Below are 16,417 nucleotides of genomic sequence, written 5' to 3' on the forward strand. Positions count from 1 at the left end.
GTGATGTGTAATGTCAAAGAATATAGTTGATAAGCATTATCATTCATGTTATATTGTTCACCAGTAAACAAAATATAATAAATTATTTAAAAATACTCTATTATTCAAATGATATTTTTGTTTACAAGTAAATAAGGAGCGATCAAAGGATGATCTCAAAAGATCGAACAAAACAGTTACTTCATGACCAATTTATCCGTTTTTTACATGTGTATGAGAATCACAAGGATACAGAAATCGAGCATTTCCTAAGTGTCGCCCAGCGAGAAAGCATCGAGAAAATCCCTCAGCATCTGACCGCGGTTCATATGATAGATTGCATAGGAAAGCATGAGCCTATTAACAACACGGGTATTGCCGAGGTGATGAATTTGTCCAAAGCAAGTATCACCAAAATTGGCAACAAACTGCTGGAGGAAGGATTCGTCAAACGTACGAAAATGAATGACAACAAGAAGGAGAGCTATTTCCGGTTGTCACCGCAAGGCAAAAAAATCTTTGAACTGCATGAACGTCTGCATATACATGAGGCTGAGCGCTTCTATCGTACTCTCGACAAATATTCGGAAACGGAACTAAAAGTAATCCATCAATTTCTTCAAGACAGCAGTATAAATATGGAATCCAGATAGAACGAAGGAGAGTGAAGCATTTGAGTCTGGCGGAATTGATCAGGGAGCGCAGGAGTATTCGTAAATGTAACTCTACGCCGGTGGACCAGGAGTTAGTTGTTGAATTACTGCGTAAGGCTATACGGCTTCAACCATTTGTTGAGGATGGCTCGTGGCGTGTGGTATATGCCGGAACTCCTGAATCATCTAGACGGCTTGTGGACTGCATGATGCAACAGATGTCACAGAGCAAGCTGGGGAAGCTGATCCCTGGAAAACTTATGGAGGTTTTAAAAAAGAGATTCACCGATATTCCCGCGCATGTCATTGTTATGTCCAATGTCGGCCCGGATCGACTGACCAATGACCGCAATTATGCGGCTGCCTGCGGGGTCATGCAGAGCTTCCAACTGCTGGGCTGGGAACGAGGGTTAGGAATGTTGTGGGATACAGAGTCCATGATTCAGCATGAAGGTTTTTTCAATGGAATTGGCTTACGTGAGGATGAAAGATTTGTTGGTATTCTTCATATAGGATATTACGACAAAGCGCCAAGAAGTCGGAAAAGAACGCCAGCCGAGCAGAAGTGGACCGTATTACGAGGGCAGTCTACATAGAAGAGGAGGATGTAAAAATGAAATTGTCAGATCTGGAAGGAGATATGGACGGCCCTAGTGAGTTTTTGGAACGACCGGTATCGCAGGACCTAATCCTTGAATTGCTCAATCATGCCGTATGGGCGCCAAATGATGGCCTCCGAGAGCCATGGCGATTTATCTTTGCTGATAACCGGTATGGGGACATCATGCACGGATTGCAGGAGCGGGCCCCTGCGTATCTTCTGGTCTTGGTGAAGGAAGAGGCAGATCAACATAAGCGGGAAGAGGACTTTGCAGCTGTCTGCTGCCTAATTCAGAATTTCCGCTTGCTGGCTCATGAGCAGAGTCTGGGTGTGCGCTGTACCTTGCATGACTGGATGTACGACCCGAGCCGTACTGAAATGTTTGGTGTACTGAGTAACGAGCGCATTGCTGCGGTGCTAGAATTGGGATACGGTGCAAATCAGTGGAAAGGAAATACTGAGTTACCTGAGACTCAACGTCATTTTGAACTGCTGTAAGGGGTGGAGACGATGGGATGAGACTCCAAAATGTGAATAAATACAAATCCCACTTGATTTAATCCATTTTCTATACCTATTTTTAATAGTATATTGAGGTAAATTAAGTGTTGTGCCCAGGATGCGCTCCAAGAGTTATTTCTTTCGGTAGAATGGGAGTCTGGGAAGTATCCAAACGAGCTCTTACAAGCAATCGGAGGGTCTCATTCAATTGTTACCGCTTGGGAAGGAGGCAAGCTTGTCGGTTTAATAAATGCTTTGTCAGATGGTGTTTTAACGGTATATTTTCACTATATGCTTATAAATCCGAGTTATCAGAGTATGGGTATAGGTAAGGAAATGATGAATATAATGCTTGATAGATATAAAGGGTGTAAAACTAAAGTATTAATTTCTTATCCTCATGCAGTGGATTTCTATAATAAATTTGGCTTTCATACAAAGGATGGAGCTACTCCAATGTTTATCTCAGAATTGATATGATTGAACTAACGGGAAACTATAGTTTAATGAAACGAAGAAGGCAGCCGTTCAAAGTAATCGGCTGCTTTTGAGAACGGACAGGACAAGAACATATAGCCATTAAAGTCGCTATTATATCGGCTTTTTTTTGTTTTATTGGAACAAGTTCGTGTCCCAAGCTAAGGACAAGAACTTGTTCCCATTACCGATTAGTTAAATACCTAAATGATCATGTTGGATTTCTTTTGAGTGATTAAAACGCTAAGGCTGCATTAAGATCAAAAACCATGCTTTGATGCTCATATGACTTAACTGCATTCTATATAGAGATGCTATCAGAATTTAAATCCACAGTTTCAACGTTACGGCATAACGATTGAGGCTCTCACCAATCAGAGTAAAGTAAGAGTTCAACACATTTGATGAATCTTTGGAGGTTCAGACCGTGTCTTTAAGCATGTATCTTTGGGACAGTGTATAAGTATGAAGCGCTGCCTTCGTTGCGGAATATATAGCCGTTGCGGCTAACGGTACAAAACCAAGGATCGAAGTCGTGTTGATGACAGTAGCTTCTTCTTTGGAATTCAAATGAACGATTAATGCAGAAGTCAACCGAATTGGACCTAACAAGTTTGTCTCGACCGTAGAAATCAAGGCAAGCGATTAATGATGCTTTTATGAGGCTAATGTCAGAAAAGGAATTCGAGAGCATAACGATTAATCAAATTGCGGCAGAAGCGAATGTCAATCGAGGAACGGTGTATCTGCATTTCGATGACAAGTACGATCTGCGCGAGCAATGCATAGCAGCTGAGATTAACCAGTTGCTTCGACATTGTATGTCTGGAGATGACCTGGTTCATCTTCCTTCCAAAACCGCACTATTTCACACTTTTGAATATTTGGAGCAGCATGCTTCTTTCTACTCGATTATGCTGAAGAGCAAGGGAAGCATGGTATTTCGTAACCAAATGGAGGCCATGTTCAGAAAAAGTCTGATTGAACATCTGGATTCAATCAATCTCGATCAGGACAGGAACAACTTCATCAGGTTATTCAAGCACTGAAAGAATGGATGAAATCAGTACAAAACATAAAAGGATCGTAAGTGTTCATCTTCCATCGATGAATGCTTTCGGTCCTTTTATGTTTATCCTGTACCTTTATGCACTGGCAGCGTCTTTATAAAAATATCTAATGAACGACGTATTGGTTTCCGACTCTCTTTGTTAACGTCTTCGAAAGGCTCCGCCGCGTGCCAGAGCGAAGAAGATGAGCAGGGCAATACTCGAGCCAACGATGGCTGGAATAATATGAAATCCGCGAATCAGCCAATAAGTCCACCAACAATGATTACCCAGAGCAGATCCATGGAATGTTCTCCTTTCTTCGGGTTTATTACAAGTTATGTTGGGCTCATTGGAATATACCTCATCTTCCAGTTGGTGGAGGATTCTAAAGGGTCTGTGCTAAGATGAGGGTAAATTATGATTTTTAGCTGGGGAACAAGGCTAGAAGGGGTGCACATTGAAGAAAATACTTGTCATTGACGATGAAGTCGCAATCCGAGATTTAATTGAGCTCGTATTGAGAAGAGAAAACTACGTCGTTCAAACGGCTGAAAACGGTAAAATAGCCCTGCAGCTGCTGGATGCTTTTGGGCCGGACCTGGTGGTGCTTGACTTGATGCTGCCTGACTGCTCCGGATATGACCTGTGCAAGGAAATCACCGGGAAATGTGCCGTTCCTGTGATCATGCTCTCTGCCAAAAATGAGGTAATTGACAAGGTGCTCGGACTAGAGCTAGGGGCGGAAGATTACATGACCAAACCCTTTGACAATCGTGAATTGCTCGCTCGGATCAAGGTGATTCTGAGAAGAAACGAGAGCAAGGAGGAATCAAGTGAAGGAACCGTAGTGAAATCTACACGCATCATTCATGAAGAGCTGACATTTGATCTGGAAAGCCGAAGGGTGCTGAAAAACGGTGTCCCCGTGTCTTTAACGGCCAAAGAGTTTAAAATTCTGGAAACGTTACTCAAAAGGCCAGACAAAATCTTTACCCGGGATGAGTTGCTGCAAATCGGATGGGGATATGACTTTATGGGAGACAGTCGCAGTGTGGATATGACCATCATGCGATTACGGAAGAAGCTGGAGGATAACGCGGACGAACCGAAGTATGTCAGGACGATCTATGGATTTGGCTATCAACTTGGAGGTGGCGAGGCCTGAAGTATGCAACCCGGTTACTGCTGAATTATTTATTTTTCTCCGTGCTGTCCTTTGGCATCATCATTTTTGCGGTGAATAAAGCCATCGATTACTACAGCTTCATTACCATTGAAAAACAGATGATGGGGAAGGCGGATCTGTCCGAGTTGTCCTTCCGTGAGGTGTTGGCACAGCATAGATCATCGACAGGAGAGCCGCAGATCAAAGAAATCGTCAGACTTGCTCTGGAGAAGCTGAAAGCTTCAGGCAAGGAAGTGCGTATCTATGATAGCTCCAAGCAGTTGCTGGGCTTGGCTGTGGATGGCATCATCATTAATGATGGCAAATCTCTTATTTTTGAAAAGAATATTCAGAAAGCCCTGAGCGGCAGTTATGCCTACACCGTAACGGAAGATCATCTGCTTTATTTTGCAACTCCCATTCAGAATCAATATTACGAAAACGCTTATGTGTATGAGTTCGTGGAGGACATTTCCTACTTTTATGCGATTATGGATCAAATCCGTTATATCCTGTTTGCGGGTGCAGGCGGATTTATTGTACTGATTACGTTATCCAGTCTGTGGATTGCCCGCAACACAACCAAGCCGATTAAGCTGTTGCTTGGTGCTGCGCAAAGTTTCTCTAGACAGGAGTTTCGGAGAGTTCATCTAAACCGGAAGGATGAGCTGGGCATGCTGGCAGATGGGCTGGATTCTATGGGGCGGCAGCTTCATGATTACATTCAGTACCAGAAACAATTTGTCTCCAACGTATCTCACGAGTTAAAAACACCCTTGGCAGCCATTCGTGGTTTCTCTCAATACTTGGTTGAAGGGGAGAACGAGAACAAAGAGCTGCAAAAAATCTACGCTCATCTGCTGCAGGAATCGGATCGGCTGACGCGCTTGATTAATGAACTGTTGTTGCTATCCCGATTCGACAAGGCTGGTTCTAATGAACTGGAAGCCCGGAAGACGGAAATGAACGAACTAATTCAACAAGTCGCAACGAGTATGGGTGCCAAGGCCAAAGATAAAGGAATCGAGATTATGTTCAGGGAGGCGGAGGCGGAAGCGGAAGCGGAACCGGAAGACAAGCTTCTGACGAGAGTCCACGCCAATGTGAATCCAATGCTGATGTCCCATGCGATCGCCAACCTTGTGGACAATGCCATCAAATATTCAGGCAGTCCATCGCTAATCGAATTGAAGCTTACACATACACCAAGCGAGGTAGTTATACGGATACGTGATCAAGGTATCGGTATCGCGGGCGATGAGCTGGAGAAAGTGCAGGAACGCTTTTATCGGGCAAAAAATGCAAGCACAGCGAACGGTTCAGGTCTTGGACTTTCTATTTGCAAAGAGATTGTAGAGCGGTTTAATGGATATATCGACATGGAAAGTCAAATCGGGGAAGGAACGACCGTTACGATTGTGTTACCTCGTGCGTAAACACGCGCGTAAATAGTTAACGTTACAAGATTGATACAATTCTGTTATTAGACTAACAAATGCTTTTTTTATAATCACTTCATAAGAAGAAATCACACATTTATGGAGGGATCATGATGAAATTGAAAAACAAAGCTACAGCTGTTATCCTGGTGAGTATTTTACTAACGATGGCACTGACGGGCTGTCAGTCCAATGGTGCCAAGTCGCCAGAAGTGGCGCAGAACTCAGCTGAAAAAAACACGCCCGACGAACAGGCCAAAGGCGAAGGAGCATCAAATTCTACTGCGCCTGCTTCAGAAAATTCGGAAGGACCAAGTGCTGAAGCTATTAAGGAAGGTTCGATGGAGAAGGAAGGCAATGTGGTGCTGAAGGAGCTTGCTTTTGTCTATAATGAGCACACCATTGCGGTTTCGGATACAGCGAATGAAGATCAGATGGAACAGATGCTGGGCAAACCGGATAACCTGAAATCTCATACGTACAGTGCCGACGATGGAACAAACATGGATACGTTAATCGGTTTTACAGAAAAGGTTTATACGTATCCTGGTCTGGAGATTAAAACAATCAGTATACCGGAGGGGAAGCGAGACTCCATCTTTCATATCGAAATGACAGATCCTAAGTACGCGACAGTGCGAAACATTAAAGCAGGAGATAGCCTGGATACACTCAAGAACGCCTACCCTGAGGGGAAACTGCTTGGTGATGGAGCTCCTAATGAGGAGGATGACTTCCGTTACGAGCCATCCAATTATGTGGATGTGATGTCGTTTCATATCAAGGATGCCAAGGTGGAGAGCATTCAGATCTACAGCCTTTTGGACTAATATTTAGTGATTGATGTTGGTAAACCATTCTTGCGATTCACCTTTAATACCTGCCCTAGAGAGGGGCAGGTATTTTCTCGTTTATAGAACGTTAGTCTGAAAAGATTGATGGTTTTTTGTGTTCACCCGGACCGGATAAATTTAGAATGATATCGATATTAACGTTATTGACCCGCCGGTGTATAATTCTCGTCTAGAAATGATTGAACAGCTTGGAACGCTTGAACTCTATTTTTCTCAAGCAGTACCATATGAGTGCCTTCTCCAATTTCCACCCAACGCCGATAAGCAGCTCCGGTTAAGGAAGTAAAGAAGTTTTGCGCCAAATCTAACGGCACATCAATATCCCATTCCGCATGAACGAGGAGTACAGGGACAGTGATGTCTTTAGGTTCATAGAACGCTTTGCCAACCGTCCAATACTCTCGGATGTCGAGAATCGGTCCGTTGGTAGCGCGAATATGTTCAGGGTGAACGGACTGAGTATTAGGATCAGTTGCGAGAGTGGCTTCAACCCATTTCTCAAACCAACCCTCAGGAAGCAGATCGTCACGTTTCCCTTCAGGAGCAGCACTTAACCAGCGTTCCTTCGTAGAACCTGCGGGCACAAGGCGATAAGAACCAAGCGGGCCGCCAGTATCAATCGGGATTGGCTTAGTGCTCAGCCATTGCGGAGCGATTAGAGTTAACTTGTTCACCTTATTGTTGTTAAAGCTTGTATATGCCCCAGCTACTGTCCCCCCCCAAGACATCCCAAGTATATTGACCTTGGATAGATTACGGTGTTTTAGGACAAATTCTACAGCCGATCCGAAATCACGAACGCCAGTTTCTGTACGGACAAGTGGAGGATTCTGATCAGCAGGCTGTTCCATTTCCGGTGGTCTTATGGATCCGCCATAGCCACGTACGTCTACTGCATAGACATCATAGCCGTGACTAGCGAGGTAATCTAGGAAGGAAAAGCCGTCGAGCTCCACATCATACAGGCTGCCTACTGGATAAGTTGCACCATGAACCATGACAATTGTTTTTTCATTTGTGAAGACATTCATAGATGCAGGACGTTTATTTAGGACGGATAACTCAATCCCCGGTGTATCGCTAGCTATTTTAAAATTCTCAGAAACGATGGGGATCGATGTATTGAATGTGTTGTTAGACATGATAGGGTTCGCCTCTCTTTGATGAATTAGATGATGTCTTATATAAACCGCCAGTTGAAGCCGTCTTCGCTTCGGGTGACATAACCAGCAGAACTCTCTGGGAAATGCGTACTGAAATAAATAATGGGACGATCGGCAATGTATTCTAGCGCCCAGCGACGTGAGATTCGCGCCTGATCACCAAATTCACAATACATCGAATTCCAATCTGGTCTTAAGACCTGGAATGGATGATGCATGATATCTGCGCCGAACAGAGCTTCCTCACCACCCGATGAAAGACGAATGGACATCTGTCCAATACTATGACCTGGCGTCGGAATAAATGTAAATAGATCTAGAAACGTTCCGCCTTCTGGGCCGATCGTTTCGGTCAAACCAGACTCTACGACAGGAAGTACGCTCTCTTCGTAAACATTGAAGTTGGCTTCATTTTCTTTGTTATGACTTGCTCCACTGGAGTAATACTCTTGCTCTTTAAGCGGGAATACGTATTTGGCATTCGGGAATGTCGGTACCCATTTGCCATCAACGAGCTTGGTATTCCAACCGACGTGATCCACATGCAAGTGGGTTAGTAACACGTAATCGACTTTTTCTGGAGTAACTCCTGCCTCTTGAAGCCGATCGAGATAAGGCAACTGAAGATTGGCAAGATCCGGATTGAGTGGCAGGTTTTTATCGTTACCTGTAGCAGTATCTATAAGAATCGTATGATGGGGCGTCTTCACGACCCAGGTGCCGATACTCACAATCAGTTGAGAATTTTCGTCAATCAAGCCCTCGGGGAGGGTATCTTGGTTTTCTTCCAAAAAAGTAGGATCCCATGTTCCTGGGAAATAAACTTCAGGTGGAACGCCACTAATTATCATTTCAGTAACTCTAGTTACGGTAGTATCACCTACGGTGTAAATCTTAGGTAGCCTCGTCATATGCCACATCGCTTTCGTTGGAATTTCGCTGAAAATGAAATCCTATATAAAAAAGTAAATATCCCGGGAACTTACTTGCACATCAGCCTTACTAAAATCTTAGTCCAATAATGCTGTTAAATCAACGTTTTTACACCGTAATTGAACCTATGTCAGAATGCTTGCTATTGCTAGTTATTTTGCTTAATATCAGTATATAAATTTCGCTGACAGCGGAAAAATGAATATGTGGGAGAAATGCAACATGAATTCGATCGGCGAGGTCATCCGAAATACACGCAAGCAAAAGAAATTAACACTTAAAGAAGTGGCAAAAGCAGGTTCTATCTCATTATCGTTTCTCAGCGAAATAGAACGTGACAAAGCGAATCCATCCATCAGTGTGCTCAAACGGATCGCTAATGCGTTGAACGTTAATTTTACCGATCTATTTGGAGAGAAAGAGCACAGCGTTGTTGTGAGAAAAAACGAACGTAAACCCCTGGTGCATTCTGAAGGCTCTCGTATTACGTGGTATTCCCTTAGTGAGGGAAGTAATAACAAGATGGGGCCATTAATGGGCGTGCTAGAAGAAGGTGCGACCTCTGGAGATATTGGTGTAGGACACAGTGAAGGCGAGGAGTTTCTGTATGTGCAGTCGGGAGGCTTGGAGTTTGTGCTTGGAAATGACAGATATACGCTGGAAGAGGGAGATAGTATCTACTTCGATGCTAGGACGCCGCATAGCTATAAGAATGTATGGAAAGGAGAAACTGTAGTTATTGCTGTAGTGGCGCCTCCCACTTTTTAAAATTAATGCTGCGCTCAGAATTAATTGAAACATATAAACCGATTTTTAAGACAGTAATAATACAAAATTTAAAACCTTGAGTATTAAACCACGACTAGCGTGGTTTTTTGTTTTATCTAAACATTTAAGCCGGAGGCAAGTCAAAGTAATTATCGGAATTTACGAGAACATACTCTGATCTACGTTTTTTTGATCGTATAGGAGGAAGTGGATAATTATACCCGGGTAATAAATGCTCAAGAATACGTAGTGATCGATGAGGAAGGAACGAGTTGTGGCGTGGAGACACGCTACCCGATTGCCGGAATGGACAAGAACATGTTCCTATTTCCGATTAGGGATATATCTAATCGTTATTTTGCCGTATTTCATTAAGCTAACGGACAAGTTAGTTTTAAGGAGGTTAGCCCATGGCAGGCATTCCTTCTATTACATAACTCAGAAAAATACAACACAAGAAGGCACATAGCAGGTCAGGTGTTAAATTTTCAAACCGCTAAAAAGGAGTGAAACGAGTTGCTTAATAATTGTAATCAGAATCCAAACGGTTCATGTTCTGAGGCAGAAGGATATCAGAACATCAACAACCGCTTCTGGGGTAGCATCTCATGCTGAAGGATATCTTACAGCGGCTACTGGACCGCATTTACATGCCGAAGGGAACAGTTCAACGGCTAGCGGAGTAGACTCACATAATGAAGGTCAGTTAACTACAGCAAGTAATACTGCTTCGCATGCAGAAGGGATTTCAAATACCGCCAGTGGTAAGGCTTCACACGCAGAGGGAGTTGGAAATATTGCATTAGGAAGAGCCTCTCATGCTGAAGGTTTCCAAACAACTGCAAGTGGTTTAACTTCTCATGCAGAAGGAGATAACACTCAAGCAGTGCATGTCGGTTCTCATATCATGGGACAAAATGGGGCCCCACGTTTTCCATTTTCCTGGCATTTAGCAAATGGTCTTGCTGTGGGTCCAACTTTAAACTCTGCAGTTATCGAAGGATTGACTGGTAATCTCTATTTAGACGGGGTTTTATTGTCTCCAGCTGCAGCGGATTATGCAGAGATGTTTGAAACAGAAGATGGTAACCCGATTGATGTAGGTTTTTTCGTTACACTGGGAGAAAATGAGAAAATTCGGAAAGCAAATGCTAATGATTATTACATCATTGGGGTAGTCAGTGCCACTCCAGCCGTTATTGCGGACTCAAGTGACCTCCGTTGGCATAATCTTTTTGTAAAAGATGAGTGGGGTAGAATTCAGTACCATGATGTGGAGGTACCAGATTTTAAAGATAATAAAGGAAATATAATTGAACTTTCTTATATAAAAAAGGAACCGATGTTGAATCCTGAATGGAACTCTGAAGAAAAGTACATTCCACGTCTTCAAAGACCAGAATGGGTACCTGTGGGACTATTAGGTAAATTACTCGTACGTGATGATGGATCTTGTAAACTAGGAGGCTACTGTGTACCTAATGAAGAAGGAATCGCAACCGAAGCTAGAGCAGGCTATCGAGTAATGAAACATACAGGAGAAAAGCAAATACTGATACTCGTGGACTCAGCCCTTCGGCTTGAAAACTGATATGAGATCACTTTTAAAAAGGAAAGCAGCCGATCAACTGATGGACTATACTTGAATGAGACGTTTCGGCTTAACCGACGCCGCCAATCGTAAGCCATCTACGTATTCGGGTGGTATGCGCCGTAGGCTTGACAATACGCGACTGAAACGAGGATGGCAGTACTTCGCGTGGTTCCGCTATCTTGACAGCTAGGAGTATTAGAATACAACATCGAATAAGAATAATATGTTAATGTCCTCTTGACTGTTTTCAGTGAAAGATACGAACGCTAGACTTCGACGGATGACTTACTGTTGAGCTAACGTAGGGACTGGCAGGATCTCAATTTGTGAAGGTGAAATATGGACTACAATTCACGGAGGGAAACGGTGTTAGAGACGAAACGATTACGTAACGATACCATAGCGGCGGGTCGTCGTCATACCGTTGGTCTTAAATCTGACGGAACGGTAATGGCAGTGGGTGATAATAAATACGGTCAATGTAAGGTAAGCGATTGGTGCCATATCGTCGCAGTCGTTGCTGGTAATGTACATATGGCGATGAACACGGGTAATGCCCATACCGTTGGTCTTAAATCTGACGGTACTGTAACAGCTGTAGGTTGGAATAAGCATGACCAATGCAATGTAAGCGAGTGGCGCGATATTGTAACAGTTGCGGCAGGTTGGTGCCGTACTGTTGGGGTTAAATCAGATGGCACGGTGGTTGCGGTGGGGCGAAATAATGAAGGTGAATGCAACGTGAGCAGCTGGCATGATATTGTAGCGATCACAGCGGGTGACTGGCATACAGTCGGGCTAAAATTAGACGGAACGGTAACAGCAGTTGGTAACAATAAGTATCGCCAATGCAACGTAAACGACTGGCGCGATATATTGGCTGTTTCAGCGGGGTATCTTCATACTGTTGGACTTAGATCGGATGGCACGGTAGTGGCTGTAGGGCGAAATAATGAAGGTGAATGCGACGTAAGCGGCTGGCACGATATTGTAGCAGTTGCAGCGGGGAGTTATCATACCGTTGGCCTTAAATCTGACGGTACGATGGTTGCTGTGGGTTTGAATAAACATCACCAATGCGATTTAAGTGGTTGGTACGAAATTAGGGCTATTTCGGCAGGGTGTGCCCATACGATCGGACTGAAATCTGATGGTACGATGGTTGCTGTGGGTGATAATGATTATGGACAATGTGATGTAAGAGGATGGAGCAGCATCCAACAATAAACCGCCCTTAGCCTTTTATTTAATCGGTACAAGTTCTTGTCCCAAGCTAAGGACAAGAACTTGATTCCATTGCCGAAAAGAACAAGAACATTGCGTCATTTCGAATTAGATTGTTATCTATATATAATCATGACAGAACTTATGTAGCGAGATAAAAGCACAATTCGCTTTCTGAAGGCACGAACTCAGTTCCATTGCTGAAAAGATTAGAAACTTGGTATCACTGTCGATTAGAATATTTTATCTGTTACATTAAGCTAACGGGCAGGTTAGTTTAATGATCCCTGGTTCAGTCATTTACAACAAACAGAACAAATATTCTAATTATAGTGGTGTTAATTTTCTAACTATGGAGGGTTTTTAGCATAACTGAAAACGGGATTGTATTGGTTGTGCGGCATGCAGAATATGATCCTTATACCTAGCAGCTTGCTGTTTGGGTGTATGTTCCCGCTTGAATTAATGCCAGCAACTATGCAGCAGCTCGCGCATTTTCTTCCCCAGTATTGGCTTCTGGATACCTTTAGCAACCTACAGCAAAGGGTATCCATGGGGCAACTATCCTTGAATCTGATCATTTTGATTGCTTTTTCCGTTGCCTTATCTTTCATCCACTTCCATATTGCCTTGCGGGAACGTAGTGAAAAATTCAAAATATCGATCCAATCCGGACTCTAAATTTCAGTCTTTAGTAGGAGGTGAACGATGATGAAGTCCGTATAATTAGGAATTGAAAGGAGAGTCATATCTTACTCAAAATGGGCATCTTTATAGACAAATTGGAGGTTGAAAAGATTGAATAGGGACGAAAAAAGCATTAATGCGCCAAGCCTGTTTCGCAATCGGTTCCTGCAGACGATTTTATTATCAAGCGTGCTCCTGCAGGTTGGCATCTGGGTACGTAATTTCGCTATTCTCCTGTACGTTGCGGATAGAACAAACAATGATCCATACGCCATTTCGCTAATCAGCGTAGCAGAATTCGCGCCAATTTTTGTTTTTTCGTTCATCGGAGGTACATTTGCCGACCGCTGGCGGCCGAAGCGAACGATGATCTGGTGCGATTTATTATCCGCGGTATCGGTATTCGTAGTACTTCTGACCATACATTACGGTTCTTGGCACTCCGTCTACCTTGTCGCATTCATCTCGGCTATTCTTTCGCAGTTCTCTCAACCTTCAAGCATGCGATTGTTTAAGTATCATGTGCCGGAAGAACAGCTGCAGCAAGGGATGGCTCTATTCCAATCGCTGATGGCCATCTTCATGGTGCTTGGTCCTATGCTCGGAACCTTGGTTTACAGCACTTTTGGCCTTGAAATATCGATCGCTGTCATGGGCGTAGTTTTTCTGCTCTCCGCACTCGTTCTTATTCGTCTGCCAGAGGATAATATGCAAGCTCAAACCGTCGCTGTAAAAGGGCAGTTCCGTAAAGAATTCATTGAAGGCTTCCGCTATGTTTGGCAAAGCCAAGTACTGCGGATGCTCGGACTTGCGTTTATTCTCGCGGGACTCGCTGTTGGCGTAGCTCAAGCGCTCAACCTGTTTATCGTAACAGAGCGGCTGGGCAGGAGCGAGGAGTTCCTGCAATATCTGCTAATGGTAAATGGTGCAGCTATGCTGATTGGTGGCGGAATCGTAGCCGTCTTCGCCAAGCGGGTTCCGCCGCAGATTCTTCTAGCGATAGGTATGATCGCAGGCGCAGTCTGCACAGCCATTGTAGGGTATTCGACAAGCGTTCCGCTCACCCTGACCGTTCAATTTCTGAATGGACTTGTTTTCCCTTGCATTCATATTGGGATCAGCACAATGATTCTGAAATGGTCAGAGGCTTCGATTGTCGGCCGGGTGAATGGGGTTCTGAATCCGATGTTCGTTGGCATGATGGTCGTTTCCATGTCTTTTGCTGGCGCGTTAAAGGATGCCTTTTCACTGGGGACGATCTATGGCGGTGCAGGATTATTATTTCTTCTTGGCGCAATGGTCATGGTTCCGATCATGAACCAAAAAGCGCCGGATAACGCACATATTGCACAAGAGACATAATTTCGCGATACTTATAAAAATTTAATGAAGAAGAGCCGGCCATGAAGAAGTGATCGGTTCTTCTTCATTCCCTGATGTGGTTAAGACCAACAATATCACCAATCATTTTGCTGTACGAAATTTCTGATAATTCAGACAGCAGTCTACGGAAAGAAGATCTGGTCAAAATGGCTGAGGACTTACTTACATCTCGCTAATATCCACAATCCTGCTGGGTGCAAAACGATGATTTCGTTTTGCTCTCTTTTTCATGTATGAGTTATTAATAATTACATATCGGTTAATGTTTACCTTAAATAAAAATAAGTGTCTTTCCCAGTGAAATCAAGTGATTTTGATTAGCCCATAAGATGAAATATGAATACGTATTTCCTTGAATCACAACAGGAGCAGGATATTTTACAATAAGTGCCGCCTGATTTCTCATTTCCACGGGTTGGTCCTCCGAAGGAAATACGAAACAGGCTTCTTGTGCTTGAATAATAACAGGGAAAATTCGGGGGTTTGCCCCATAGGGTTTCAACATATGAAAAGCTTCCGCTCTGCATACCTCGTGAATTCCTTCCTCAGAAGAGATCGCGGATATCTGAAAAAATCCGTCCGCTCCTTCGAATCGTTCTTCGGTAACTTTGTGCCAGCTTCGCGGATAATAGAAAGATACCTTGTATACCTGATTGAGATATAATCCATATGGATGAACATCATGCACTCGTGGGGACCAACTTAGAGCTGTAATCCACCTTGCTTCAACAATTTTGACCGGGTTATTAGGTGTCCTTACATCAATAATCCAAATTTCGTTTGCTTGTTCTTGATTATTACATCCTGATAAGTAAGCGAGTCGGTTCCCATCCGGCGACCAACTTAAAGGGGTAGAGAAGCAGGTGGAGACTGCCCATGTTTTTTGTTGCTCTCCAACTCGGCTGTCAGTCTGGATTAAAGAAACATATTGATTATCCACGATGTCGGTGGCACTGTATGCAATGATTGAAGAGTCCGGGGACCATTCGGGGAAATAGTTTTTCGCCTGAGGTCCACCTTTAAGTTGGTAGCTTGCTCCTGTTGTCAGGTTCACCGTTGTAATCAAGGAAATGCTGGCTCCTGGGGAAGTATATAGGGCAAACTCTCCGTTAGGTGATATTCTGACATTGTGGAGAGGACCCTCAGTATTTTGAGTTAATTGCTGTTTGTTCATGCCATCTCGGTTGATTTTATATAGTTGGGTATTGCCTGCTTCATCCGGAGCTGCAAACAGGAGAGCCACTCCTGAAGGAAACCACTGGACATCTGAGGCTCCATGTTGAATGATCGAACCGCTGGCATGGGAGTTGATATTGTAGATCACAATTCGTCCGTTTTTTACATAACTCAAGTATTGACTATCCGGTGACCAGCTCAGTAAAGTATAAGCGTCAATTTGATCAATTTGTGCCAATTCCCTGCTGTTTAGATTGAATACATACACGATATTTTTTTTGCCGATAAAGGCGAAGTTCCGGACATCTGGCGACCAATATGGAATCGAAAATTCCTCACCAAGATCTTGGGTTAGCTTAATGGTCTGTCCTGTTAAAGGTTGATAAAGCCAAATGTCGTACGAACCACCCCCAACATTTGAAGTGAAAAGGATCGCTTCACGATCAGCAAGATTCATCTTTGATTTCCGCCCTTCAGGTTTGATTTCACTACAATGTATTCAAGTAAAAGGAAATAGGCGAATGATTAATCATTTGTTGTGTCTTCAAATACAACCGAATCCAAGCAAAAAGGCTCCAAAGGATACAAAGGTTTGCTAAATGCCATTCAACATGTGGAAGATAAACCGGCAGGTGCTGTACTAGCCGATATTTTGCTTACAAAATGTGCGACTGAGCTGACGGACGAACAGAAAAAAGAACTTGAAGTCATCATTAATATTCAAAACGATGTGAAATAGCAGAAGAATACACAATAGTTGCAATATAC

Annotated in this window: 17 protein-coding genes and 3 pseudogenes; 16 read left to right on the forward strand and 4 right to left on the reverse strand. The window is 43.5% G+C overall.

The genetic code is table 11. The annotated features are described in order from the left end of the window. Positions 1-149 precede the first annotated feature (149 nt). From M1D71_RS15050 to M1D71_RS15065, 4 genes are all read left to right on the forward strand, one after another. On the forward strand, positions 150-632 hold the full coding sequence (locus M1D71_RS15050) for a MarR family transcriptional regulator (RefSeq protein ID WP_458122615.1): 483 nt from the start codon (positions 150-152) through the stop codon (positions 630-632). Positions 633-643: 11 nt separating this feature from the next. Next, positions 644-1,228, forward strand: a complete 585-nt coding sequence (locus M1D71_RS15055; protein WP_458122616.1) for a nitroreductase family protein — start codon at positions 644-646, stop codon at positions 1,226-1,228. 17 nt (positions 1,229-1,245) lie between these two features. Continuing rightward, positions 1,246-1,731: a nitroreductase family protein gene (locus M1D71_RS15060; RefSeq protein ID WP_458122617.1), complete on the forward strand. Its 486-nt coding sequence runs from the start codon at positions 1,246-1,248 to the stop codon at positions 1,729-1,731. A gap of 192 nt (positions 1,732-1,923) precedes the next feature. Next, complete coding sequence (locus M1D71_RS15065; protein WP_458127259.1) at positions 1,924-2,214, forward strand: GNAT family N-acetyltransferase; 291 nt, start codon at positions 1,924-1,926, stop codon at positions 2,212-2,214. 423 nt (positions 2,215-2,637) lie between these two features. On the opposite strand, the pseudogene M1D71_RS15070 reads toward M1D71_RS15065, so the two are convergent. After that, positions 2,638-2,847: pseudogene (locus tag M1D71_RS15070) on the reverse strand (SDR family NAD(P)-dependent oxidoreductase); the annotation flags it as partial. A 23-nt stretch (positions 2,848-2,870) separates the two neighbouring features. Between M1D71_RS15070 and M1D71_RS15075 the strand changes: the two are divergent. The 4 genes and pseudogenes from M1D71_RS15075 to M1D71_RS15090 all read left to right on the forward strand — a co-directional run. Beyond that, positions 2,871-3,242, forward strand: a pseudogene (locus tag M1D71_RS15075) (TetR/AcrR family transcriptional regulator); the annotation flags it as partial. Positions 3,243-3,720: 478 nt separating this feature from the next. Continuing rightward, a complete protein-coding gene (locus M1D71_RS15080; protein WP_458122618.1) occupies positions 3,721-4,428 on the forward strand; it encodes a response regulator transcription factor in 708 nt (235 codons plus the stop codon). A 71-nt stretch (positions 4,429-4,499) separates the two neighbouring features. Beyond that, positions 4,500-5,864, forward strand: a complete 1,365-nt coding sequence (locus M1D71_RS15085; RefSeq protein WP_458122619.1) for a sensor histidine kinase — start codon at positions 4,500-4,502, stop codon at positions 5,862-5,864. Positions 5,865-5,977: 113 nt separating this feature from the next. Beyond that, positions 5,978-6,697 carry a hypothetical protein gene (locus M1D71_RS15090; RefSeq protein ID WP_458122620.1) on the forward strand — a complete coding sequence of 240 codons (720 nt, stop codon included), beginning with the start codon at positions 5,978-5,980 and terminating at the stop codon, positions 6,695-6,697. A gap of 164 nt (positions 6,698-6,861) precedes the next feature. Here the strand turns inward: M1D71_RS15090 and M1D71_RS15095 are convergent, their stop codons facing one another. After that, positions 6,862-7,863: an alpha/beta hydrolase gene (locus M1D71_RS15095; protein ID WP_458122621.1), complete on the reverse strand. Its 1,002-nt coding sequence runs from the start codon at positions 7,861-7,863 to the stop codon at positions 6,862-6,864. 38 nt (positions 7,864-7,901) lie between these two features. Further along, positions 7,902-8,675, reverse strand: a complete 774-nt coding sequence (locus tag M1D71_RS15100) for an MBL fold metallo-hydrolase (RefSeq protein WP_458122622.1) — start codon at positions 8,673-8,675, stop codon at positions 7,902-7,904. Positions 8,676-9,039: 364 nt separating this feature from the next. Here M1D71_RS15100 and M1D71_RS15105 point away from each other — a divergent pair, with 364 nt between their 5' ends. The 7 genes and pseudogenes from M1D71_RS15105 to M1D71_RS15135 all read left to right on the forward strand — a co-directional run bounded on the left by M1D71_RS15105 (position 9,040) and on the right by M1D71_RS15135 (position 14,452). Next, positions 9,040-9,585, forward strand: coding sequence for a helix-turn-helix domain-containing protein (locus tag M1D71_RS15105; protein ID WP_458122623.1), 546 nt, complete (start codon positions 9,040-9,042; stop codon positions 9,583-9,585). 207 nt (positions 9,586-9,792) lie between these two features. Further along, a complete protein-coding gene (locus M1D71_RS15110; protein WP_458122624.1) occupies positions 9,793-9,960 on the forward strand; it encodes a hypothetical protein in 168 nt (55 codons plus the stop codon). Between the two features lie 511 nt (positions 9,961-10,471). Then, positions 10,472-11,176, forward strand: coding sequence for a peptidase G2 autoproteolytic cleavage domain-containing protein (locus tag M1D71_RS15115; RefSeq protein WP_458122625.1), 705 nt, complete (start codon positions 10,472-10,474; stop codon positions 11,174-11,176). A gap of 55 nt (positions 11,177-11,231) precedes the next feature. Further along, positions 11,232-11,309, forward strand: a pseudogene (locus M1D71_RS15120) (ABC transporter ATP-binding protein); the annotation flags it as partial. 209 nt (positions 11,310-11,518) lie between these two features. Then, a complete protein-coding gene (locus M1D71_RS15125) occupies positions 11,519-12,406 on the forward strand; it encodes an RCC1 domain-containing protein (RefSeq protein WP_458122626.1) in 888 nt (295 codons plus the stop codon). Between the two features lie 399 nt (positions 12,407-12,805). Next, complete coding sequence (locus M1D71_RS15130; protein WP_458122627.1) at positions 12,806-13,084, forward strand: hypothetical protein; 279 nt, start codon at positions 12,806-12,808, stop codon at positions 13,082-13,084. 117 nt (positions 13,085-13,201) lie between these two features. Then, complete coding sequence (locus tag M1D71_RS15135; protein WP_458122628.1) at positions 13,202-14,452, forward strand: MFS transporter; 1,251 nt, start codon at positions 13,202-13,204, stop codon at positions 14,450-14,452. Between the two features lie 292 nt (positions 14,453-14,744). On the opposite strand, the gene M1D71_RS15140 is transcribed toward M1D71_RS15135, so the two are convergent. Next, positions 14,745-16,106 carry a TolB family protein gene (locus tag M1D71_RS15140; protein ID WP_458122629.1) on the reverse strand — a complete coding sequence of 454 codons (1,362 nt, stop codon included), beginning with the start codon at positions 16,104-16,106 and terminating at the stop codon, positions 14,745-14,747. 81 nt (positions 16,107-16,187) lie between these two features. Between M1D71_RS15140 and M1D71_RS15145 the strand changes: the two genes are divergently transcribed. After that, entirely contained in the window at positions 16,188-16,388 is a 201-nt protein-coding gene (locus tag M1D71_RS15145) for a hypothetical protein (protein ID WP_458122630.1), read from the forward strand. The last annotated feature ends 29 nt before the right edge of the window (positions 16,389-16,417 follow it).

The sequence above is a fragment of the Paenibacillus sp. Z3-2 genome, from assembly GCF_054161325.1.

Excerpts from the sequence above, each read along its gene's own strand:
- M1D71_RS15050 (WP_458122615.1), top strand. The coding sequence starts at position 150 with ATGATCTCAAAAGATCGAACAAAACAGTTACTTCATGACCAATTTATC.
- M1D71_RS15060 (WP_458122617.1), top strand. The coding sequence starts at position 1,246 with ATGAAATTGTCAGATCTGGAAGGAGATATGGACGGCCCTAGTGAGTTT.
- M1D71_RS15090 (WP_458122620.1), top strand. The coding sequence starts at position 5,978 with ATGATGAAATTGAAAAACAAAGCTACAGCTGTTATCCTGGTGAGTATT.
- M1D71_RS15095 (WP_458122621.1), bottom strand. The coding sequence starts at position 7,863 with ATGTCTAACAACACATTCAATACATCGATCCCCATCGTTTCTGAGAAT.
- M1D71_RS15105 (WP_458122623.1), top strand. The coding sequence starts at position 9,040 with ATGAATTCGATCGGCGAGGTCATCCGAAATACACGCAAGCAAAAGAAA.
- M1D71_RS15125 (WP_458122626.1), top strand. The coding sequence starts at position 11,519 with ATGGACTACAATTCACGGAGGGAAACGGTGTTAGAGACGAAACGATTA.
- M1D71_RS15130 (WP_458122627.1), top strand. The coding sequence starts at position 12,806 with ATGCAGAATATGATCCTTATACCTAGCAGCTTGCTGTTTGGGTGTATG.
- M1D71_RS15140 (WP_458122629.1), bottom strand. The coding sequence starts at position 16,106 with ATGAATCTTGCTGATCGTGAAGCGATCCTTTTCACTTCAAATGTTGGG.